At 40.2% G+C, this 21,756-nt stretch carries 22 protein-coding genes and 1 pseudogene; 5 read left to right on the top strand and 18 right to left on the bottom strand.

What is annotated here, in order from left to right; all coding sequences use genetic code 11:
• Positions 1-5 precede the first annotated feature (5 nt).
• The 5 genes from ACFQ38_RS15900 to ACFQ38_RS15920 form a co-directional block, all read right to left on the bottom strand.
• Positions 6-668 carry a methionine ABC transporter permease gene (locus ACFQ38_RS15900; protein WP_336825158.1) on the bottom strand — a complete coding sequence of 221 codons (663 nt, stop codon included), beginning with the start codon at positions 666-668 and terminating at the stop codon, positions 6-8.
• Complete coding sequence (locus tag ACFQ38_RS15905; protein WP_381482129.1) at positions 661-1,404, bottom strand: methionine ABC transporter ATP-binding protein; 744 nt, start codon at positions 1,402-1,404, stop codon at positions 661-663. The genes ACFQ38_RS15900 and ACFQ38_RS15905 overlap by 8 nt, the downstream gene beginning before the upstream one ends.
• A gap of 101 nt (positions 1,405-1,505) precedes the next feature.
• Entirely contained in the window at positions 1,506-2,054 is a 549-nt protein-coding gene (locus ACFQ38_RS15910) for an ATP-binding protein (RefSeq protein WP_336825156.1), read from the bottom strand.
• 27 nt (positions 2,055-2,081) lie between these two features.
• Positions 2,082-2,624 (bottom strand): GNAT family N-acetyltransferase, encoded by a 543-nt coding sequence (locus tag ACFQ38_RS15915; RefSeq protein WP_336825155.1) that lies wholly within the window; start codon positions 2,622-2,624, stop codon positions 2,082-2,084.
• Between the two features lie 32 nt (positions 2,625-2,656).
• A complete protein-coding gene (locus tag ACFQ38_RS15920; protein ID WP_381482132.1) occupies positions 2,657-3,559 on the bottom strand; it encodes an acetamidase/formamidase family protein in 903 nt (300 codons plus the stop codon).
• A gap of 201 nt (positions 3,560-3,760) precedes the next feature.
• On the opposite strand from ACFQ38_RS15920, the gene ACFQ38_RS15925 reads away from it, so the two are divergent.
• The 3 genes from ACFQ38_RS15925 (at position 3,761) to ACFQ38_RS15935 (ending at position 6,498) form a co-directional block, all read left to right on the top strand.
• The gene (locus tag ACFQ38_RS15925; protein WP_336825154.1) at positions 3,761-4,342 is read left to right on the top strand and encodes a TetR/AcrR family transcriptional regulator; all 582 of its coding nucleotides are present in this window, start codon (positions 3,761-3,763) and stop codon (positions 4,340-4,342) included.
• Positions 4,343-4,397: 55 nt separating this feature from the next.
• A complete protein-coding gene (locus ACFQ38_RS15930) occupies positions 4,398-5,582 on the top strand; it encodes a YhgE/Pip domain-containing protein (RefSeq protein WP_381482134.1) in 1,185 nt (394 codons plus the stop codon).
• Between the two features lie 100 nt (positions 5,583-5,682).
• The gene (locus ACFQ38_RS15935) at positions 5,683-6,498 is read left to right on the top strand and encodes an MBL fold metallo-hydrolase (protein ID WP_336825152.1); all 816 of its coding nucleotides are present in this window, start codon (positions 5,683-5,685) and stop codon (positions 6,496-6,498) included.
• Between the two features lie 267 nt (positions 6,499-6,765).
• Here the strand turns inward: ACFQ38_RS15935 and ACFQ38_RS15940 are convergent, their stop codons facing one another.
• The 4 genes from ACFQ38_RS15940 to ACFQ38_RS15955 form a co-directional block, all read right to left on the bottom strand.
• Positions 6,766-7,788 (bottom strand): LLM class flavin-dependent oxidoreductase, encoded by a 1,023-nt coding sequence (locus tag ACFQ38_RS15940; protein WP_381482135.1) that lies wholly within the window; start codon positions 7,786-7,788, stop codon positions 6,766-6,768.
• A gap of 374 nt (positions 7,789-8,162) precedes the next feature.
• Positions 8,163-8,738 (bottom strand): AAA family ATPase, encoded by a 576-nt coding sequence (locus ACFQ38_RS15945; RefSeq protein WP_381482137.1) that lies wholly within the window; start codon positions 8,736-8,738, stop codon positions 8,163-8,165.
• Between the two features lie 13 nt (positions 8,739-8,751).
• A complete protein-coding gene (locus ACFQ38_RS15950) occupies positions 8,752-9,261 on the bottom strand; it encodes a YcxB family protein (RefSeq protein ID WP_381482139.1) in 510 nt (169 codons plus the stop codon).
• A 172-nt stretch (positions 9,262-9,433) separates the two neighbouring features.
• The gene (locus ACFQ38_RS15955; RefSeq protein WP_381482141.1) at positions 9,434-11,491 is read right to left on the bottom strand and encodes a catalase; all 2,058 of its coding nucleotides are present in this window, start codon (positions 11,489-11,491) and stop codon (positions 9,434-9,436) included.
• Positions 11,492-11,728: 237 nt separating this feature from the next.
• Here ACFQ38_RS15955 and ACFQ38_RS15960 point away from each other — a divergent pair, with 237 nt between their 5' ends.
• Positions 11,729-11,950 (top strand): hypothetical protein, encoded by a 222-nt coding sequence (locus ACFQ38_RS15960; RefSeq protein WP_336825147.1) that lies wholly within the window; start codon positions 11,729-11,731, stop codon positions 11,948-11,950.
• Between the two features lie 40 nt (positions 11,951-11,990).
• Here ACFQ38_RS15960 and ACFQ38_RS15965 read toward each other — a convergent pair whose 3' ends face one another.
• From ACFQ38_RS15965 to ACFQ38_RS15995, 7 genes and pseudogenes are all read right to left on the bottom strand, one after another.
• Positions 11,991-12,608, bottom strand: coding sequence for a zinc dependent phospholipase C family protein (locus tag ACFQ38_RS15965; RefSeq protein ID WP_381482143.1), 618 nt, complete (start codon positions 12,606-12,608; stop codon positions 11,991-11,993).
• A gap of 28 nt (positions 12,609-12,636) precedes the next feature.
• Entirely contained in the window at positions 12,637-13,008 is a 372-nt protein-coding gene (locus ACFQ38_RS15970; RefSeq protein ID WP_336825145.1) for a nuclear transport factor 2 family protein, read from the bottom strand.
• Between the two features lie 336 nt (positions 13,009-13,344).
• Positions 13,345-13,800: a DIP1984 family protein gene (locus tag ACFQ38_RS15975; protein ID WP_336825144.1), complete on the bottom strand. Its 456-nt coding sequence runs from the start codon at positions 13,798-13,800 to the stop codon at positions 13,345-13,347.
• 130 nt (positions 13,801-13,930) lie between these two features.
• Positions 13,931-14,719 carry a YqhG family protein gene (locus tag ACFQ38_RS15980; RefSeq protein WP_381482146.1) on the bottom strand — a complete coding sequence of 263 codons (789 nt, stop codon included), beginning with the start codon at positions 14,717-14,719 and terminating at the stop codon, positions 13,931-13,933.
• Positions 14,649-16,269: pseudogene (locus tag ACFQ38_RS15985) on the bottom strand (DEAD/DEAH box helicase). Before ACFQ38_RS15985 ends, ACFQ38_RS15980 begins: the two are co-directional and overlap by 71 nt.
• A gap of 736 nt (positions 16,270-17,005) precedes the next feature.
• Entirely contained in the window at positions 17,006-17,431 is a 426-nt protein-coding gene (locus ACFQ38_RS15990) for a GatB/YqeY domain-containing protein (protein WP_336825266.1), read from the bottom strand.
• 123 nt (positions 17,432-17,554) lie between these two features.
• A complete protein-coding gene (locus ACFQ38_RS15995; RefSeq protein ID WP_336825264.1) occupies positions 17,555-17,983 on the bottom strand; it encodes an SRPBCC family protein in 429 nt (142 codons plus the stop codon).
• A gap of 691 nt (positions 17,984-18,674) precedes the next feature.
• Between ACFQ38_RS15995 and ACFQ38_RS16000 the strand changes: the two genes are divergently transcribed.
• Complete coding sequence (locus ACFQ38_RS16000; protein WP_381482149.1) at positions 18,675-19,622, top strand: hypothetical protein; 948 nt, start codon at positions 18,675-18,677, stop codon at positions 19,620-19,622.
• Positions 19,623-19,688: 66 nt separating this feature from the next.
• On the opposite strand, the gene ACFQ38_RS16005 is transcribed toward ACFQ38_RS16000, so the two are convergent.
• A complete protein-coding gene (locus ACFQ38_RS16005; protein WP_336825260.1) occupies positions 19,689-20,666 on the bottom strand; it encodes an alpha-ketoacid dehydrogenase subunit beta in 978 nt (325 codons plus the stop codon).
• Entirely contained in the window at positions 20,659-21,750 is a 1,092-nt protein-coding gene (gene pdhA, locus ACFQ38_RS16010; protein ID WP_336825258.1) for a pyruvate dehydrogenase (acetyl-transferring) E1 component subunit alpha, read from the bottom strand. Before pdhA ends, ACFQ38_RS16005 begins: the two co-directional genes overlap by 8 nt.
• Between the last annotated feature and the right edge of the window lie 6 nt (positions 21,751-21,756).

Below are 21,756 nucleotides of genomic sequence, written 5' to 3' on the forward strand. Positions count from 1 at the left end.
GTTTCTTACCGTTTGTCTAGTAACCGCGCTATAGTCGTCCCTGCAAATTGGATAAACTGCACAAGTATGACCATAATGATGATCATATACATCATTAAGTCCGTCTTAAACTGCTGATAGCCATATCGAATGGCAAAATCCCCTATTCCCCCGCCTCCGACTACGCCCATTATGGTCGAATAAGATATAAAGCTAATAATCGACGTCGTCAAGCCTAAGACAAGCCCAGATCTTGCTTCAACGTAAAGGAATTTAAAAATGATTTCTTTTACAGAAGCGCCCATTGAAACCGCCGCTTCCATTACACCTTTTGGCACATCCAACAAAGATTGCTCGACTAAACGGGAATAATGGGCAATTGCAATGATCGACAAAGGAACAGTAGCGGCAGTCGTACCAATTGCTGTCCCGATAAGCAGCCTTGTAAAAGGAAGTAAAAACACAACCAACAATAAAAACGGAAATGAGCGTATAATATTCACTAATAAATTCAATATCGAAAATAGCAATCTGTTTTCATATAATTGGCCTTTTCTACATAGGAACAGCAACGTACCGACAGGAAGACCGACGAATACCGCGGCGACAATCGAGACACCGACCATTGTAAAGGTTTCTCCGATAGACTGCCATATTTCAGCTTCATACTGAAGCAAAATGTCAGGCATTCGCTCCACCTGCCTTTGTCAATTGTTCAATAAAATATTCCGGGCTGTTCTCTATCGGCTCAATCCCTGTTGGCTCCGCAGTGACAGTATCATAGATTTGCCCATCTGCCATAACAGTGACCCGATTGCATATGCTCCGGATCACTTCCATCTCATGGCTGACAATGACAATTGTCACTCCTAATTGATTAATATCTTTCAATACGCCAAGTATTTCGGCAGTCGTATTCGGGTCCAGTGAAGAAGTCGGTTCATCGCAAAGCAATACTTGCGGATGATTGGCTAACGCTCTTGCAATCGCTACTCTTTGCTTTTGCCCGCCGCTCAGCTGCGCGGGATATTTATCTTTGAATTGCTCAAGCCCAACAAAACGCAAACATTCCGAAACTCTTTCCTTACGCTTGCTACGCTGGAATTTCGAAAGTTGCAATGAAATTTCAACATTGTCATACACTGTTTTATTGGCAACTAAATTAAAATGCTGAAAAATCATTCCGATTGATTTCCGAGCTTGCCTAAGTTCTTTACCACTTAAGGAAGTTAGCATTTGACCGTTTACCTCTACTTTTCCTTCCTCTGGGATTTCCAATAAATTCATCAACCTCAGTAACGTTGACTTACCAGCACCACTCGCTCCTATAATGCCGTGTATCTCGCCTTTATGGACCGTTAACGAGACAGATTGAATTGCCCGATATCCTGAAAAAACTTTACTGACATTATGTAATGCGATCATAAAAAAATCCCCTTTCCGAAATGTAAGGGTGACTAAAACCTTTCCCATTATAGCTTAATATAGTGTTACTGTGAATATATAAAACCGCCCGTTGAATACTATCATCGGACGGTTGCTTTAGATAAAATAGAAGAGATGACTGTCTGAATGTCTCCCTCATTTTTAATGGTGAATAGTAGATCGGCTTCCTCTTCACCAGGCTCTACATGAACTTCAGCTTCTTGGCGTGCAAGCACTTCATCAAAAGTCGCTGCACTTCTAAATATGGACGTGCTCCGCTTCGTAACGGCCACCCTATCTTTAAGAATGTCAAAAGGAATATTAAAGTACACAAGAATTGTCGCAAAGCCATTGTCTTTAAAATAGTTCAGCAGTTGTATACGACCATTGCGAGAACGATTTGAGTTACAAATGATTAAATGGAAGTCGGTTTCTTTCATTGCATAATCAACAATCGTTTGGCTCATTGCATGCTTCAGTGTATTCGGCCCACTATCAGGCTGTAAAGAACGATAATAACGGTTAATGAATTCCGCCTGATAGTCTTGGTCTATGACGACCGAATTGGGCAATTGCCCATTGAGCACCTTTGCAAAAGTCGATTTCCCGCTATGCGTTTTCCCAACTGTCATAATGACGAATCTTTTCATAGAGCATCTCCTTTCTTTCGACTGAAGTTACTCTTTCAATTTCTCAATAAACTCTTCTTGAAGTATACCCATATGAATGATGTCATGCCATTGACCTTTTCGGAACAATGACTGACGGCTAACCCCTTCTTGTTCAAACCCAATTTTCTTATACAAATGGATCGCTCTTTCATTAAATGAAAACACGCGAAGTGAAACTCTATGCAGATTCAGTTCTAAAAAAGCATAGCGAAGCAACAACTGCATCGCTTCATTGCCATACCCTTGTCCCCAGAAACCCTTTTCTCCAATATCGATTATAAACTCTGCATTGCGATTTTTTGGATCGATATTAATTAAAGAAGTAATTCCAATTGGCCGTTCACTCTCCTTATGACATATGATATAGCTCTTGGAAGAAGTGGAACGAAGGATGACGGATTCAACAAATTGTCTCGTTTCCTCTAAAGAATAAATATCTAAAGAAGGATTTGTCGATACCATAACGTCCATATCATTTCTCCATGAATGATATAACGGAACATCCTCAATGATCATTTTCCTTAAATATATTCTCCCGGTTTCAAACATATATAGCACCCCTTTCACATTAATTAACGTCTTCACTCGAAAAACGAACCACAAATTTTTTCAAGCGCCCATTTCGGCACGACGAAACGAGCTGTCATAAGCGGATCGACAATTTGGCAAATTTCGGATTGCCCAATCGCGCTCATTAACATTGTCACTTCACTTACCGGCAACGCAGATTTCTCCACAATCCGTTCAATCATTTCTGTCGCAGCCGTTTTTGCCGCTTCGTCCAAAGTAGGTGCAGACACAATTTGTGTGAATGCATTTGCATTTTCTAACATTGGGTGGCGCAAAGAAACATCTTTCAAAACCGTTAACGTTACAGTCACCTCTCCAGCAACTTCAACGCCTGAAACACTCACTTCCCCATCACCCATCGCAGCATGCAAATCTCCTAATGCAAATAGAGCACCCTTCGCAAAGACTGGAAAGTAAAGTGTCGCACCTTCCGTCACCATTTTATTGTCCATATTTCCGCCGTGTGCACCTGGCGTTCCGCAATTAATACCTTCCCCTTCCGGTGCAACGCCGATTACACCAATCATTTTGTTCAATGGAATGCGTAAATCATTGAATAGGACATGCTCATCTGTAATTGGCACTACTTTCGACTCCATTTTCGTCAATGCATGTCCCATTACACCTAATTCCGGACCGACAACCATGACACCCTGCTGTCCGATATCAATACGCTCGATTTGTACTTTTAACACATCACCGGGCATAGCCCCTTCCACGTAAAGCGGCCCAGTCGCCGGATTAATTTTATCCCAGTCAATCGCCGCTACCTCAGTATCCGGAGACTGAATTTGGTTTTGAAAGCAATCGTATGTCTGTATTGTCACTGTCGAGCCCGATTGTACCTTTCGAATCGGCTCATGCGTTTTATTGAAATCATAAATAATCCCTTCTTCATATCCGATCATTGCCATTTTATTTTCCCCTCTCTAGGTAAATTACATTTCCATAAGCATACTAAATTTTATAGTATTCTTCTATTTTTTTGATAATTATTATTGAATCTATAAGAAGGACAAGAAACTCCTACAAAGAAACAAATTTTCAATCTTGCTCTTCAAGAATGGATATGATAATATGCAAGTAATTACTTGCATCGTGAGGAGTTGGATCGTTTGGCGACACAATCTACTGCGGACCGGATAATTGAAGCAGCCATTCAACTGGTTAGCGATAAAGGATATGCAGCAGCTACAACAAAATCGATTGCTGAATTGGCAGGTGTAAATGAAGTAACCGTATTCCGCCATTTTGGCAATAAACGAGGCATTTTGAGGGCGATTGTTGAGAAGTTTTCTTATGGTCCTATTTTGCAGAAGACACTTGAAGTAGATGTTACATGGAATTTGGAGACAGACCTGCTCCATTTTGCGATGGAGTATTCAAAATTCATGCTGTCCATTAAGGAATTCGTGCTCATAGGATTTAAGGAAGCGGGCTCTTTCCCTGAAATCGATGAAGAAATTGCAAACGTTCCCCGTTTTATTAAGAAGCAGCTTATGCACTATTTTGCAGAGATGCAGCAGCGTGGAAAGATGATAGAGTGTGATGTAGAGGCAGTTGCCCTATCATTTATCGCAGTCAATTTCGGTCATTTCGTTTCGGCTGCCCGTTTAGGAAATAGCGTAACAGAGATAGACATATCAGATCAGTTGAAGACGAGTGTAGCCATTTTTCTTAGGGGATTAACCCCCTAAGAAAAAATTTTGCTTACGATGCAAGTAAGTACTTACATGAGAGGTTGTGAATTGATTGGCGGGTTTAAAAGCTTTATTCAAATTGCGAGGTACGTATTTAGGGATTATTGCAGCAGTCATGTTTCAAATTATTTTCTTTTCAATTTGGCTCACTGCATATAAAGGGGTGCAAGACAGGACCGACAGCTTAACGATCGGCATTGTAAATGAAGACGAAGAAATTGGAGAACAAATGATACACGAACTGGAACAATCATTGCCTTTTCAAGTGAAACAGTTCAATTCATTGCAAATTGCTCAAAAAGAAATGAATGATCGTACGATTGAGATGGTCATTCAAATCCCTTCTGATTTCTCATCATCCATCATTGCAGAAGAACAGCCATCTATCATTTATTGGATCAACCAAGCTACTGCAACATTCAGCAAAACAATGATGGAAACAGCTTCGTTGCATATTACAGATGAAGTAAATACCACTCTCTATGGCATGCAGACACAAAGTACAATTTCAGTTTTTAATGAACAGTTAGGGCAACTTCCGCTTGATGAGAAAGTTGCACAAGCGATCGGGGAATCTGTTCAAATGGCAGTAGGTTCGTTGCATCCCAATATAGTAGAGGAGAAGATTAACAAAACCAATGCGGTCGATGACTTTTCCGCCAACTTGGTGCCATTAATGGTCATCATCTCTTCATTTGCAGGCGCAATGGTCATGATTATGCAAATAAACGAAGCGTCTCACTCAATAAAGCAGATGCATTCAAAATGGAGCCTGTTCATTGGTATGCAATTGATCAATATTGGTGTTGCGTTTATACTCCCTTTTTTGACGATCGGTTTAATGTACCTTTTTGGCATTGAAATCCAAGAGCCTTTGATAGTTGTTTACTTATTCCAAGCCATTATGTTTTTGTCATTCCTCTGTTTCGCACAACTATTCGTCGTTTTGTTAGGGAATGTTGGCATGCTTTTCAATATTTTGTTGCTTTCTCTACAGCTTGTAACTTCGGGCGTTTTAGTGTCTACTAAACTTTTGCCTAATGCGTACAGTAAATTGTCTACAATTCTGCCCGCTACTTACGGTGCAGATGGCTATTATTCAATCGTTTTCGGTGGAAGGGATGGCATTTTAATGGAGAATATCGGTATTCTTCTTATGATTACGGCAATTGCGCTGCTCATCTCAGTAGTCGCCATTGCAGCTCGCAAAGAAGTTCAGGAAGATCGTCTACAGTAATGATTCGTTTCACCTCTTCTTACAACATAAGAACTGAATAGTCATTCATTTTATGCTATACTATCAATAGATCATGTTAGTGAGAAAAGAGGTATCGCGATTGCTATTAAAAACTTCAGCCATTAATGGTGAACAAGGTAATGTTCGCTTTATAAACGGGCATGTATCATTTCGTACTGTCAAATTGAATGTATATTGCTTTGAAACAGATGGAGTTTTAATTGATACCGGCGCTCGAACTTTATCAAAGGAGTTTAAACCTTTCTTTGCACAGTCGGACGTCGATCAAATTGTCATTACGCACGCCCATGAAGACCATACCGGCGGAGCTGCCTATTTGCAAAAAGAATATGGATTGCCGATCTTCATGAATGAAATGGCGATTGAGAAGTGTGCAGAAAAAGCTATTTATCCACTGTACAGACAGATGTTTTGGGGAAGAAGAAGGCCGTTTACCGCAGAACCGATTGGCGAAACATTTTCATCGAGAAATGCGTCATGGAAAGTAATTGCAACACCCGGCCACTCAGATGATCATCTATCATTCCTAAACGAAGAAACTGGCCAACTTTTCTCTGGAGATTTATATGTGCAACCAAAAACGAAAGTGATTTTGCGCGAGGAAAGCATTCCTTTAATTATTAGCTCGATCGAAAAAATGTTAACGTATGACTTCTCCGAGCTTTTTTGCTGCCATGCGGGTTATATAAAAGATGGACGACAAGCCTTGGAAAACAAGCTATCCTATTTATTGGAGCTTCAAAGCAATGCACGAGATCTCCATAAATTAGGATACAATGAACATGAAATTCACATGCAGCTCTTTAAAAGAAAACATCCGATTACGTTCTTTTCATCTGGAGAATGGGATTCCATCCATATTATCCGCTCCATTTTAACGGATGGCAAAAGTTGAAAGCGATAACCGCCACGCGCATTCTACTTACGCAAAGCAAATAAATAAGTCCGTACAAACGGACGCCAGACTGTAGACAAAGTATCCTTTCACTTTGTCTACAGTCTTTTTAGGGTCTACGCATTTGAGTAAACGAAGCGCTTTACACGCGATGCTCCGCCAAATAAGACACAATGCATCCGTAAGTGCCGAGATAATTACCTGCACTTATAAACAGACGTCCGCTAAATTCGAATAACAAAAACAGGCCCCGAAAGACCTGTTTCATTACTCCATCAATTCCGATACGATTTCAAACGAACGTAATCTGTCTTCATGTGAATAAATGCCGCCACTAATAATAAGCTCGTTCGCTTTCGTCAATTGCAAGAAATCTTCCAATTTCTGTTTTACTGTTTCAGGGCTGCCAACAATTGTAGAAGGCCAATCTAATAATTCCGCGATTGCTGCTTTTTCAAACTCTGAGAATGCGGTATTCGGATCATCAACAGGCGGTTGGAACTTCGCCGTGACTCCTCTTCGGATGTTTAGGAATTGCTGTTGATAGGAAGTAGCGAGCCATTGCGCTTTTTCATCCGTATCCGCCGCAATAATGTTAACGCCTAACATCACATATGGTTCTTGAAGGTCCTTAGAAGGACGGAAACGCTGATGATACAGCTGTAAAGCTTGCATCATATACGCCGGAGCAAAATGGCTGGCGAATGAAAATGGCAATCCTAACTCCGCAGATAGCTGTGCGCTGAATCCGCTTGAACCAAGGAGCCAAATCGGTATATCTTGCCCCTCACCTGGAACTGCGCGAACCCGTGCTGATGGATCATATTCGAAGTAACTGCGTAACTCTGCAAGCTGCTCCGGAAAATCATCCCCGCTGCTATGCAATGTGCGGCGAAGCGCATAAGCTGTCGCTTGATCGCTTCCTGGCGCCCGTCCAAGCCCAAGGTCAATCCTGCCCGGATACATTGTATCAAGCGTTCCGAACTGCTCAGCAATAACAAGCGGTGCATGATTCGGCAGCATAATGCCACCCGATCCTACTCGAATCGTTTTCGTTGCCCCCGCAACATGTCCAATGATGATCGATGTTGCAGAGCTTGCGACACCTTGCATATTATGATGCTCGGCAAGCCAATAACGGTTATATCCCCAACGCTCCGCATGCTGCGCGAGATCGACAGTATTTTTAAAAGATTGGCCCGCATCGCTTCCTTCATTAATCATTGCCAAGTCAAGAATCGACAGAGGTATCCCATTGAATTTCTTTGCGAAAGCATTTATCAAGTGCATTCACTCCAATTTTTTCCGGTTAATGAAACCGTTTATTTTTTCAAACTGCGACCTAACCGTCACAACTTGACGACAGCCACTTTCTAACATCATAACTTTTTAATACCTACATCGCATGCATTCAGCTTATACCCATACACCATTTAAAAACGCATAAAATCTTTCAACAACGCATAATCACATCCATTTTGCGCATAACCATCCGGTCAAAACGCATAATGCAGTTGAAAAACGCATAATTGCCCCGTAACACGCATAACACCTCTATAATTGCGCATAAACAAATAAAAAAGCGATTCCTCTGTACAATATGAACAGAAAATCACTTTTTATCATTTAGCCGCCTTTTATTCCAAACCTCTTACATAATGAATTCAACGTCGCACAACAATTTGTGCATTCGCAACAGGGTCATACTCCTCAATATACTGTTCCTCTGCTGGAAAATAGCGTTGCTCATACTTCTGAAGGATAGCTTCTTTACTTCCAATATAAGTATCTCGTTGCAACACTCGCTGTAGTCGCTTATCACGGTCGACATCCAAATAAACGACAGTATCAAAATACTGCCTCAATGCGTCACGCTGTAAAAAGACACCTTCAATAATGACGGGCACTCCTTTGCGAATGGTCACGGCTGTCTCTTCATATTCATCCGACTCTTTGTTATAAAGCTCAATAACGTTATTAATTTCCTCGCCATTTTTAAGTGGATTTAAAACTCGATCAATCAAATAGTCATACCGCCACTGATGCTCATAGTATAGTTTCCAAGGTTCGATATGTGGATTGTAGCGGACATGCCTCGGGTGGATGAAATCATCCAAATGGAATAGAACAGCACCTATCTTTTGCTGTAGTTCCTTGGCGAATGTCGTTTTTCCTGACCCTCCTAAGCCATCGATTCCGATAATTGATTCGCTATGAAGGCTATGTAATAACTTTTCCATATGTACTCCTCTCTCAAAGAGTCAGCCATTTCTTCAAATGATTACGAACCGCATCAGCATTTACTTCCCTCTTTGGAATGATGTAAGCGCTAATCGCACTATTGTATAAATAAAAATGGCCAATATCCTCTTTAAAGCTTTTAATCGCTTCCCAATTTACAATCGTTTCACCGTTCTGAGTACTATCCGTAATCCCTTTTTTCTGCATCTTCAGCACATGTTCACCAATAAGCCCTTCATTTTTCCCTTCCTTTAACATTTTCCGAACTTGACGGGTAATATGCCAATAAAAATATTTTGGATAAAACAGTACCCAAATGACCGCCGTTATCGTAAAGGTGCTCAATAACGGAGCAGCCGGTATTTCTGTAAATATGGACAGCAAATAAGCAAACAGCAAAAAAATGAGAGGCGATGCAAGTCGTTGCCAACGCAAAGAGTTCCTTCCAATGTTCGAATTCTTAACATGGTATACATTGAAAGCCACTACATCTTCTTCAGTTAATTCATACCGAATTTCCATCATTTCCTCCTATTAACCTTTTATGCTTTTAGACTTCTCTATTTATGTAATTTACGAAAGAACAATACTTTTATTGTACCATACACTCTTACCTCCTTTATGGTGAAAATTCGAATGACAATATTGAAAAGGAGCCTCTACAAAAGAGACTCCTTTCAAACAACGAATTACATTACGTACGATCCCAAAAGCGTTTTTGCGCGATCGCTGCAATGAATTGATTTGTGAAATCTGGATTTTCCGAAGCAACGATGACTCCGTCTAAATTATTTTCCTCTGTATTGAGAAGGTATTGCTCTCCTCCTGCTGCCACTCCAATCGGCTTCATATGCATATAATGCATTTTTATAAAATCAGAAATATGCTGATCAAACATCAGTTGCTTTTCTGAATTTCCTCCGACAACGTAAATTGCATCGTAAAGAACCGGGTGCACTGTTAAAAACGATTTGTCGATTTCAAGCTCATTTCCTTTCGAGCACGTAACTGTTTTTAATGTCTCTCCGATTTTCTCGAATAAAACGCCATTTTCTTTAAATGCCTGTAAGACATTTTGTACTTCCTCGCCATTAAATCCATTGCCAATTAAGACGGCAACTTTTTGCGTCATCGCAGAATGCGGCGAATTTAGTTGGCTGAGCGATGGATAACTTTTATCAATTTCAACATGTGAATTTGTGGGTGGTTCCACACCAATATTTTCAGCGATCATTGTCGCCATTTCCTTATCTACATTTGCTAGCATTTCAACGTTCTTCTGGCGAAGTTCTTTGTCCTTGACGCTTCCAATATGATAGCTGAACGATTCGATTAAGTCTTGCTTCTCCGGCATCGACAAACTATTATAAAACGCTCTCGCCTGTGAATAATAGTCTTGGAATGAATCGCTCGGATGTTCCCTCGTCACATGTCCTTCCACTTTTTCGGGATAATTCTCGTATCCGCCTTGCTCTGGAGAAATCTCAGCTGGAGAATTGCCTGCGAGCGAGTTGTTATGATAATGGACAGAATCCGTATCGATCGGATATTTCAAATAGCTGTCCCGATAATTATTTGTCGCTTCCGTAAGGGGACGATTTACTGGAAGATCTTCATAGTTTGCAGAATGATGACGATGCAATTCTGTATCACGGTAAGCAAATGATCTGCCTTGCAATACAGGATCATTCGTAAATTCAATGCCTGGTACTAAATTGGCTGGATTAAACGCCGACTGCTCTTCCTCAGCAAAATTATTATCAACAAGACGATTCAATGTCAGTTTCCCAATGATCTTCAGTGGAATTTCTTCCTCCGGCCAAAGCTTCGTATCATCCAAAATATCAAAATCGTATTTAAACTCGTCTTCCACATCGATTAGTTGAACACCTAACTCATACTCAGGATAAAAACCATTTTCAATCGCTTCAATTAAATCTCTGCGATGGAAATCTGGATCGACTCCGCCAATGAGGTTTGCTTCATCCAGTAACAATGAATGGACCCCTAATTTCGGTTTCCAAACAAAACGCACGAAAGTTGATTTGCCTGCTTCATTTACGAAACGGAACGTATTGATCGGATAACCTTCCATCATTCTCCAGCTTCTAGGGCGCCCCCTCATTGACATAAGCCACATAATCATATGCGCGGATTCCGGATTGTTCACAACATAATCCCAAAAATGATCATGTGCCACGGTCGCTTGGGGTATATCCGTCTTCGGATTCGGCTTCGCAGCATGGGTGACGTCTGCGAATTTCATTGCGTCAGCTAAAATGAAGACCGGAAATTGCAGAGCAAGAGAATCATAATTTCCTTCCTCCGTATAAAACTTCACCGCAAACCCACGAATATCTACAGCCGTATCTTTCGAGCCTTTACTTCCAATAAAATTTGAGAACCTTACAAATACAGGGGTTTTCATATTAGGCTCTTGTAGAAATTTCGCCACTGTATAATCCTTCATCGATTCATACAATTCAAAGTCCCCGTATGCACCGAACCCCCGGGCATGTACTACTTTTTCAGGAATCCTTTCTCTACTAAAATGCGATTGTTTTTTGTAAAAATGGAAGTCTTGCATGAGCAACGGTCCACGTTTTCCTGCCCTTAACGTCTTTTGGTCATTTGAGACTTTCGCTCCGTTTTCATCCGTCATAGGATTATTAGGGCCTGTATTCTGTTTGCGATACTGCTGTAGCTGTGCATCCTTCCCATTTACGTTCATATGCTGTTCATCTTTGTTCATAACTTCACAATCACCCTTTTCATAAAAGTTATTTTCGATGTTTCCGGAAAAGACACCGCCTTATAGGTCATAGTCATTTATGAAATCCATAACCTATCTTCGAGCACTGATAATCTACTTCCCTATGCAACCTCCTTTTAAACTCGGATTGTTTCCTGATTGGAAGCCGTTCTATTTTTCCTGCTTCTACATATGATGGTCGTATACAAATCCCTATAAACTAAAGGAGACTAAAAGATGTATTCCATTCATTTTTACGAAAACGATCTATACGTACTCAATCAAGCATTACAAAACATACCCGTGGTCAACGAAAATATTAGAATTAAAGGACGTACTGGAAAGGTGATCAGTGTGGAAAAAGTGGAAGAAAACAAATACTTCGTGTATGTAGAGTTCGAAAAAATCGTGGATAAAAACAAAGATAATATACAAGGCGGAAAAAAGAGAAAACGATAATAAATGAATCCATCCTGAAAGCATTTGCTTAAGGACGGATTCATTTGTTTTTAGACAGGATTTGTTCGACCTTTAACGATCCAATTTCAATGGAAGTCTCGATATAACCTACAATTTGCTCAAACGTAAACACGCGCAGCTTTTCATTTACAGCTTCTTTATCGTATTTCATATCTTCGAAAACATAAGGGAGGAATTTTTCAACATCCTTCGCCATAACCTCTTCCAAATCGGATATGGGCGTAACAACTTGTAGCAATTTTTTTAAATCATCTTTGCTTCCATAGTGTTCCAATAACTTCCCATTTAACAGTCGGAAATCATTATGATAAAGTTCCCCCAAGTTTTCGTTTGCTTCCATTCGGTTCTTCAGCCAAGGAAGATAGAAACCTTTTAGCCATATGTCATCGGCAATTAAGTGCGTATAATATCCCAATATATAATAGCTTTCCTGTTGGGAATGATATTTACGTAAAAACCCTTCATAATCAATGCTTCTTGAATAATCGGTTACGTCCCCTGTAAAGAAGTGAGATACTTCTTTCGGAGTAACCGCATCCGGAGCGATGCCTCCAAGCAACAACGCAGCCTGGTCCTCTATCGAAAAGCGGTCGGCAATTCGATTTGCGATAAGTAAGTGCATCATTCTTGAACCCACTACACCCAACCCCTCCCTTCAATTTGCCTTAAAACATCCCATTTTCATTAGGAGAATCTTCTAATACCGGCTGTCCAACATCCCACATCTCAACAATTTTCCCCTCATGAAAACGGCAAATGTGCACGACTGCGGCACCAAGATCGTCATCATTTTGTTTCAAGTGGGAATAAACCATTACCTTATCATCCTCGGAAATCGCTATTTTCACTTCAAGGCTTTTGTTTGGGTTCGCGTTATCATTTTGCTTCATTGCTTGCTTTAACGATTCACGATCTCCCGCAAAATATGGGTTATGATGAATGAAATCTTCGCTAACATACTTCTCATATGCCTTATCAATTTCACCAGCAACGATCAGTTGCAAAAAATCGATGGCATTGCTTCTATTATTCTCCATTATGAAAGCATCCCTTCAAATGTTTTTGTCCAATGGTCATACCAGAGAAATGATCCCCATTCCCACCCTCGCTGCTTATGCAAATTAGTACGCGGTCGTTACAATTACAATCTATTTGTACTCATGTTACAATACTGGGCCTAATTTGTAATTGGCGGATTTGAACCGTATTGTAAGGGCCCCAATTACTCTCCCATTGTAAGTCCGACTTTCCCAGTCGGCGGGTTTGTGTACTCACCTTTGCAATAATCAGCTACCGACATTTCCTTCAATTATGCATTATGCCATTGCTTATTTTAGATGCGACTGTTTCAGACGCTTTAAAAAAACGTCCATTCAAACTAAATCAATCGTCCAATTCAAGCCTTGAATTTTCGTATCCATTTCCCTAAACTCTTTCGATAATTGATCGACCTGCTTTTGGATAGCCGCAACATCGACTGTGCTGACAAATTTAATTTCCGATCGGCTGTATCGGTCGTTTCGGATCGATGCTTCGTCTGCAACTCTCGAAAGGATCAACCGTTTCTCCCATATTTGATCGCGTTCAGCCAATGCATCTGATAGCGTCCGTGTATCATCAAATTGGACAGAGCAATTCGTTTGATTAATACGTTTCACCAATACAGTTAATTCTTTCAAGATGCCATCGAGCTCAGATAGCAATGCATTTGGATCTTCCGATGGCTGTTCCCCTTCTTGTGTTTTCACGTTTTGGCTTATCCTTTTTTTCAGCTGTTCAATTCTTTTTTGATAATCCGCCCGTGCAATCAACGCTTCAGCAAGTTTCATATATGACACTCCTTTATTGAGAAATTCCCGCTTATACACTTCCTTCGTCTAATGTATAGTTCGTCAAAAAGCAAAGAAATCCTTTAAAATTCAAAAATGGCTTTTACGGATCTCCGCAAAAGCCATTTTGTTAAATCGGCAATAAATAAAACAGTCCACCGTTTACAATATCGATTTTTATAATCGTTTCATATTGCTCTTCAATCGCCTTTTTCTCTCTTTCATAGCATTCGGGTTTCTCGTCTACTTCATTATAGAAGTAATCCAACACATTCAAATCTCTCCGAAGTCTTTTTTTCGCTTCTTCTACCCATGTATGATCATCTTGTTGAATAAGATTGTCTACTACAAGATCCAAACGTTCGATTGCGCGCGTCGGTTTGATCGTATAGGGCAAGTGGAATGTGTTGGGCGATATCGAAGTACCCAATTCCCTTTGTTGAATTGTTTCTTGAAAACCGTCTATAACTTGCCCGTTCATTAAATTAATTCCTAATGAATAGAGCTTTTCTTTCGTACGATCACTACTATACGTTATTTTATAGTTCACGCCTAACCATGGCGTCAAAATCGTTTTCACTTCTGATTGTGCATTTACTGTTTCATACATTTGGACGAATGAGCCTTGTTCCTTCGTTGCCTGGAAAATCTGATTGAGCCTCGGTGATCCGAAGTGCAAAACTTCTCCGTCTACTGCTCCAACTAACCTGTTTTTATTCGTAATAAGCGTCAACTTTGCAGGATTCGGCTCTCCGTTAATACTTTCCAAGTACTTCCAATAAAATGGGCGGTTCATAATCCTTTTATCCATATCAATCGTAAGTTGAACCTGTAAAAGATGATCGTTTTCATATAAAATGGGACAATTGTTTTCTTTGAAAAACTGACGCACATACGTATGGATTTGATGGGGGTACATGTTCTCCCTCCTTATATGGACAATTTAAATCCGGATAATATGTCATCCAATTCGCCGACAACTTTTTCAAAGACACCTATTTTTGTATTCAGCAAGTTCAAAATTTGTTCCTCAATTGTATGTTGTATTGCCAAATTATAAATATGGACATCATGCTCTTGCCCTAAACGGTGAACACGCCCAATTCGTTGCTCCAACTTCATCGGATTCCACGGCAAATCATAGTTAATGACATGATGGCAAAATTGGAGGTTGATCCCTTCGCTTCCCGACTCAGTCGCAATTAGAACTTGTGCTTTTTCTTTGAATAGCAACTTCATCCATTCCTTCTTGTTTTTGCTGAACTTCCCGTTAAATAAAACGCTCGTAATTCCTTTTGAATATAAATAAGATTGCAAGTACTCTTGGCTTGCCCGATATTCCGTAAAAATGATCACTTTGTCATTTGCTTTTGCAATAATTTCATACGCTTTCTCTGCTTTCGAATTCACTTCAAGCGCATTCAATTTTCCTAACAGTTCATCGATATAGGCAACCTCTTCTGATGCACTGCATTTTTCGCGCATTTTCAGAAGTGTAACAAGAGTGGCCTCCTTGCTGCTGCAAATTTCTCTCTGTAATGTAATGGTAGAAAATGCATCCGAAAATTGCGGAGAAACATTTTTTAATTCGGAGAGCATATGATAAACTTCTTTTTCCTGGTCACTAAATTCAATCGGAATGTTTTGTATGCGTCGGCTCGTCCATTCGTTTAACGTATCTTGCCTTGAGTTTCTTACCATCACTTGATTAATAAGCTCCTTTAAAAATTCATCCTCTTCTACATTGTGCTTACTCGCAGAAAAGGCGACTTGAAATGTTTCGAAATTTCCTAAGTGGCCTGGCTTCAGTAGTGAAATCAAATGAAACAGCTCGAATACGTCGTTTTGAATTGGCGTCGCTGTTAAAAGCAAGCAAAACTTTTTCTTTAAGCTTTGCACGAACTCATAGTTTTTCGTTTTATGGTTCTTTAATTTATGAGCCTCATCAATTATGATGAGATCATAATCTTGACTATAAATGTTTTCCTTATGTGGACTTCTCTTGGCCATATCCAAGCTCGCGACGACGATGTTGCAAGCATTCAAGTCGTATTTTTTACTATATTGCATCGCTGGAATATGGAATTTTTGATTTAGTTCTTCAAGCCATTGATTCATAAGGGATGCGGGGACTAAAATAAGCGCTTTTTTTACGAGGCCTCTTATGAGGTATTCTTTCAAGATCAAACCTGCTTCAATCGTTTTACCGAGACCGACTTCATCGGCAAGTATCGCTTTTCCATTCATCCTCTCGATAACAGTTTCAGCCGCTTCCAACTGGTGTGCATATGGCTTAAGTTCAGGTAAATATTTTGGAGATTGAAGTCCATAAAAGTCTTCAATCAGTTTTGCCTTTTCCACTTCATAGCACATTTTATATAACGTCCAACTATCCCATGGTTGTCGATTTTCCAGCCTATCGACAAAACCTTCTTTCCATTCGGATGATCGTTGAATTTGCATATGCATCCCCTCATACAACATTTTCTTACTTGTTAGATTGTCCAAAAACGACAAACCTATGTGCGATTAGGTTCGCGTGCATTTGCCATGAAATGATTGGAACTTCCATTTTTGTAACCGTAAATAATGGGATATGCTGAAAAATCAGCTGGTTGCTCTTTAGTCACATTGTATGCCTACACCTGAAAGCTTTAAAGATTTTTTCTAATTACCAAGGATAAATGGTATCATTTATAATTTTCGATAAACCGTTAGAAATGGTGAGGAATGAAATTTATATATAGTGTTTATATGAGGATTAACGATTATTGGCGGTTGGCGCACATACAGAAAGATGAATGAAGAGGAACGACGAGTACTTAAAAACGAGATAAGAAATCCTGTATTCTTTTAGGCATGCTCCCTATTTTTTGTCGGTTTGCTTTTATTTCTAACAGGCACCGCACAATTATCTTAAAAGATATAGGAATTGGTTTCATATTTTCCGGTTGGTTTATGATTTGGATCATTAGTTTAGTGAAAAGAGAAGAAAGTACAGCTAAAAGTATTGTTATGATTATAATGGGAGTGGTCGTATTGCTTGCTCCTCTTTATTTCCTGTAGCACATTTCCAAAGTTTTGCTAAACTTTCATGTTCATTTAAACATGCTAAAAGTAAACCTCATTTAAATAAGTTATTTTAAGTTATTTTTCACCAATCAAAAAATGATAGGCTCCGATGAGAACCTATCATTTTACAGTTTTAAATCATGCTTTTTACAACTTTAGACATTGTCGCGCCATCTGCTTTTCCTGCGAGCAATGGCTTTGCAATTTTCATGGCGTCTCCCATGTTCATTCCTTTTACAACGCCTGCTTCTGAAAGTATTTTTTCAATTTCCTCTTCGCCCAATTGCTCGGGTAAAAACGATTTGAGAAGAGATAACTTTGCTTCTTCCTGTTCAATCAAATCTTCGCGTCCCGCTTGCTTCGCACTATCAAGGGACTGATTTGTCTGTTTGATTTCCCGGTTGACTACCGCAACTTCTTCTTCCACTGTCAATGCCGAGCCTTTTTCTTTCTCGGCGCGATCAAGTCCTGCTTTTAAAAGAGTTAACACCCCTTTAGAAAGCACATCTTTTTCTCTCATCGCTGTTTTCAATTGTTCAAAAACCTCTGTCTTTAACATCAAATTCCCTCGCTTCCCTTTTCTATAAGAGCGTACCTAAAATCCTTTTGTGTAAAAATTATAGGGGAGGCACGCGTGAAAATCAATCTTTGAATCTGAATGGGCTACTGTAGATCACGCTGTTTAGTGAACCAATGATGCCCTCAACGTCGTAATGCCGTTTTCCAAATAGCCTTTTAAACAAGTGAGCATGTATACCCACCCTTCTTTTTGTCCCATCATTTTATTGATAACGTCAGGGTCATCAGAGCTCAGTCCCGTTTCTGTCACTTCGATCATTGTGCTATCTTCATTAGTTGCATGAAACATAATGGACACTTGCGTTTCTCCCCATGAGAAAATGAGTTCCTTGTCTTGTTCAACATGCAGCACATTCATCTCTCCTTCTGCATTATATTCCTCATATTTTAATGTAACGTTCTTTCCTTCCTCAAGTCTCCCTGTACTTTCAGAAAACCAATAACCGCCAATTTGTTCAGGACTCACAATGGCTTCAAACACTTCCGCCACCGGCTTATTGATTTTCATCTTCGTTTTAATTCGCGTATCCATAAATGTCTCACTGCTTTCTTAGTTTATTTTTTCACAATTGGTTCCGTATAGGACAAAATTGAGATGATATGACCGTGTCATACCAACGCATATAATGTTGGCTCTTGTTCGTGAATTGCAGAAATTGCCCAACTGTTTTCCACATACTCCATGAACATTGAAGTTTTCATAAATTCAAAAGGCATCTCCTCTGAACTGTTCCCTCTCATTCCATAGCGTATTATATAGTTCGGAAAATCAATTTGGTAGGAAACGACATCTGCTTTCTGATGTTCTGAAATAAGTAACTGTCATGCTTCCCTTGCTTTATTCACAATAAACCTCAAGTTGATTTTTTTATTTTTTAGTACCTTAATTGTTCAAATGAAATCACGTAACCTTTTTCATTTACTATATCATCAAACGCCAAAGCCGATCCCCCAGTTTCCTTTTCCACTAGAACTCCTCTATTTTCGTAAAGTTTATGTGCAATTCCATAAGTGTTTTGCTTTTTGCGGGCATGTATGCGTGATCACTGGCTTTAAGCGCAGAAATGATAAGATTATGGGTTTTGTATGGATTCATGCGTCTTTCAAGTGAGTTTTCATGCATGGATTGGGAGCTGGTGTTTACAACTTTTTATTGTATTGAATTTTTCATTTAGTAAGATATTATTGAATATAGGTGGCTACTATGAAAGGAACGAATAATTATGGAGATTGCTATTCAGCCTGCAGAGCAGCAAATAATGAAATGGGTTGATACATATATACCTGAAAGAGACTTATTTTTCTTAGCCGAAAACGACTTACCTTTTTATCAGGATTATTTGTCCGGCATATTACTATTTCCAAGTAAAGAGTTTTTCAACCATTCTTCCTATAGCAATATTGAAATGGTGAACAGCTATATGTATTGGACGATTTCAAAGGATGCACAATTCGTTATAGTTGCTCCTCCTTCTTGGATTGAGTCATTACCCAGCGTTAAAAAAGAGATGCTCTTTAAGCGGCAACATGAATTAGGCAGAGGATTACTCTGCTCGTTGTCTATGGTTAGCGATAAAAACAGCATTCCGCAGGACTATATAGTAGAAGTGAATGATGAGCAGATTGTCGCCCTTCAAAAAGCAATGTGGACAAATTTGCCGTATTCAACAAAAGAAGAAATCGTCTGCAAAACTGCAAGGGAATATGATGAATGGACAGCGGAACAGGCCCCCGCCAATTTACCATCGCATCTAGTAGCGTACGCTAATTCATTTGCCACCCTTCATGGGGCAAATTGTCTTGCTGCTGTTCTTTATGCAATTAGTTCCGAACCGGCGCGAGATGAGTGGATCATTAAAGAATGGGTGCATGACCAAACTTTCGCTCTTACATTACAACAAGCAGACTATAATATGACAGATAGCCCATTCCAAGAAACAGACGTCATCGTATGGATAGACGAGCAAGATATAATTCAGCACGCAGCCTATTGCATTGACGGGAAACATTTCTTCAATAAAAATGGCCAAACATGTTTCAATCCTTGGAAAATTGTTGATTGGGCAAACCTATCGAATGAATGGAACCGTTTTACCCATCGTATATATCGGAAAGAGCAAAAGACATCAGTGAAGTATCAACATTATAGCGTTTCGGGAAACAATATTTGATTGACATAAAAACAGCCAAGCTGCAAGTTTACATGCAGTTGGCTGCTCGTATTTTGAACGACGAAGTTAGTAGGATAGGAGTTTGTCGATTGCAGACGTGACTCTTTGCGCATTCGGCAACCAATCATCTTCAACCGATCCAACCGGATATGGGGTCCCATATCCAGTCACTCTCATAATCGGAGCTGCGAGAGAAAACAGCCCTTTTTCACTTACAAGGGCGGCGATTTCCGCTCCAATTCCATTCGTCTTCACAGCTTCATGCACAATGAGCAGTCGCTCGGTTTTTTCAACGGATTGCAAAATCGTGTCAATGTCCAATGGAGCCACGGTTCTAAGATCAATTAATTCGAGAGAAATCCCTTTTGCTTTATAGAGTTCGGAAACCTTTTTCAACAAAAGAACAGGTGGGCCCCAAGAAACTACCGTAGCATGTGTTCCTTCCTGAATAACTTTCGCTTTGCCGATTGGGATTTCATAACTTTCACTCGGCACTTCTTCTTTGAACGCCCGATATAGTTTCATTGGCTCCAAAAACAATACAGGGTCATTGTCTCTCATAGCTGCTGTAAGTAACCCTTTCGCATCGTACGGAGTCGAAGGCATAATGATTTTAAGGCCAGGTGTATGCGAAAAAAGCGCTTCTAAACTGTCGGAATGCAACTCAGGTGTCCGAACTCCACCGCCATACGGACTCCGGATGACCATTGGCACATTGAATCGACCAGCTGACTTAAAGCGCATCCTTGCTGCTTGGCTCGCGACTTGATCCATCGCTTCATAAATGAAACCTAAAAACTGAATTTCCGCAACCGGACGAAAGCCATTGATGCCCATACCGATCGATGCCCCGATGATGGCCGATTCTGCTAATGGAGTATCGAATACCCTCTCCTTTCCAAAACGATCCGCTAATCCGTCTGTGACACGAAAGACACCACCGTTTTTCCCGATATCCTCCCCTAACAACACGATGCGTTCGTCTCGCTCCATTTCATATGCTAACGCTTCCTGTATCGCTTGAATCATCGTCAATTCAGCCAATCTGTACACCTCCTGTCTTTTGCCGATAGAAGTTTGCTGCTTCTTCTTTCTGTTCCTTCAGTTGCTCATCAGGCGTTTCATAAACATGATCAAAAATCTCACTGATGTTTGGATAACTTTCGTTTTCAACTGCAGTGATTGCTTCATTCAGGCGTTCATGAAACGCCTTCTCCGTTTCATTTTCCCTCTCATCACTCCACAGTTTTTTATTTTCAAGAAATCGTTTCATCCTTACAAGCGGATCCTTTTTGCGCCATACTTCCCTTTCTCCATCCTCCCTGTATTTTGAAGGATCGTCAGAAGTTGTATGCGGCCCTAAACGATAGGTCACCGCTTCGATTAACGTTGGGCCTTCTCCATTTCTCGCCCGTTCCACTGCCTCTTTTGTCGCTTCATAAACCGCAATGATATCATTTCCGTCTACCTGAATTCCTTTTACACCATATGCAATTGCTTTTTGAGCGATTGTTTTACTTGCCATCTGTTGCTTCAGCGGAACACTTATCGCGTATTGATTGTTTTGACAGAAAAAAATTGTCGGCGTTTTATATACTGCAGCAAAGTTAAGTGCTTCATGGAAATCTCCTTCAGAAGTAGCGCCATCTCCAAAATAGCTTATCGCAACATCTGTTTCCCCTCTCAGCTTCGTTGCCATTGACAGTCCTACCGCATGCAATGTTTGGGCAGCTATAATAATTTGCACTGGCAGTATCCTGACATCTTCAGGTGTTTTCCCTCCTTCCAAATGACCGGTTACATAATGCAAAATCTGTTCGATTGGCATGCCGTGAACAAAGCATGCCGCAAGATCACGGTAGCTTGGACAGATCCAATCAGATCGTTCCAAAGCAAGGGCGCTCCCAATTTGAGCTGCTTCTTGCCCACTGAATGGTGCATATGTGCCAATTCTTCCTTGACGTTGCATTTTTAGAAGCTTCTCATCTAATATCCTAACCTCTTTCATCTGACGATACATTTCTACCAATAAGTCATCAGCAATCCCGCAATCTTTCTCATCCAATAAATTACCTGCCTCATCTAACCTTCGAACCATTTGAAACGTCAACTGGTTTTCATCAAACATATTACC

This window comes from Sporosarcina contaminans, from assembly GCF_042679045.1.
Taxonomy (GTDB): Bacteria; Bacillota; Bacilli; order Bacillales_A; family Planococcaceae; genus Sporosarcina; species Sporosarcina contaminans.

Excerpts from the sequence above, each read along its gene's own strand:
- ACFQ38_RS16000 (WP_381482149.1), top strand. The coding sequence starts at position 18,675 with ATGGAGATTGCTATTCAGCCTGCAGAGCAGCAAATAATGAAATGGGTT.
- ACFQ38_RS15980 (WP_381482146.1), bottom strand. The coding sequence starts at position 14,719 with ATGTACCCCCATCAAATCCATACGTATGTGCGTCAGTTTTTCAAAGAA.
- ACFQ38_RS15945 (WP_381482137.1), bottom strand. The coding sequence starts at position 8,738 with ATGGAAAAGTTATTACATAGCCTTCATAGCGAATCAATTATCGGAATC.
- ACFQ38_RS15970 (WP_336825145.1), bottom strand. The coding sequence starts at position 13,008 with ATGGAGAATAATAGAAGCAATGCCATCGATTTTTTGCAACTGATCGTT.
- ACFQ38_RS15955 (WP_381482141.1), bottom strand. The coding sequence starts at position 11,491 with ATGAACAAAGATGAACAGCATATGAACGTAAATGGGAAGGATGCACAG.
- ACFQ38_RS15950 (WP_381482139.1), bottom strand. The coding sequence starts at position 9,261 with ATGGAAATTCGGTATGAATTAACTGAAGAAGATGTAGTGGCTTTCAAT.
- ACFQ38_RS15995 (WP_336825264.1), bottom strand. The coding sequence starts at position 17,983 with ATGGATACGCGAATTAAAACGAAGATGAAAATCAATAAGCCGGTGGCG.
- pdhA (WP_336825258.1), bottom strand. The coding sequence starts at position 21,750 with ATGTTTGATGAAAACCAGTTGACGTTTCAAATGGTTCGAAGGTTAGAT.
- ACFQ38_RS15910 (WP_336825156.1), bottom strand. The coding sequence starts at position 2,054 with ATGAAAAGATTCGTCATTATGACAGTTGGGAAAACGCATAGCGGGAAA.
- ACFQ38_RS15920 (WP_381482132.1), bottom strand. The coding sequence starts at position 3,559 with ATGGCAATGATCGGATATGAAGAAGGGATTATTTATGATTTCAATAAA.
- ACFQ38_RS15940 (WP_381482135.1), bottom strand. The coding sequence starts at position 7,788 with ATGCACTTGATAAATGCTTTCGCAAAGAAATTCAATGGGATACCTCTG.
- ACFQ38_RS15905 (WP_381482129.1), bottom strand. The coding sequence starts at position 1,404 with ATGATCGCATTACATAATGTCAGTAAAGTTTTTTCAGGATATCGGGCA.
- ACFQ38_RS15900 (WP_336825158.1), bottom strand. The coding sequence starts at position 668 with ATGCCTGACATTTTGCTTCAGTATGAAGCTGAAATATGGCAGTCTATC.
- ACFQ38_RS15960 (WP_336825147.1), top strand. The coding sequence starts at position 11,729 with ATGTATTCCATTCATTTTTACGAAAACGATCTATACGTACTCAATCAA.
- ACFQ38_RS15915 (WP_336825155.1), bottom strand. The coding sequence starts at position 2,624 with ATGTTTGAAACCGGGAGAATATATTTAAGGAAAATGATCATTGAGGAT.
- ACFQ38_RS15990 (WP_336825266.1), bottom strand. The coding sequence starts at position 17,431 with ATGTTAAAGACAGAGGTTTTTGAACAATTGAAAACAGCGATGAGAGAA.
- ACFQ38_RS15975 (WP_336825144.1), bottom strand. The coding sequence starts at position 13,800 with ATGAAACTTGCTGAAGCGTTGATTGCACGGGCGGATTATCAAAAAAGA.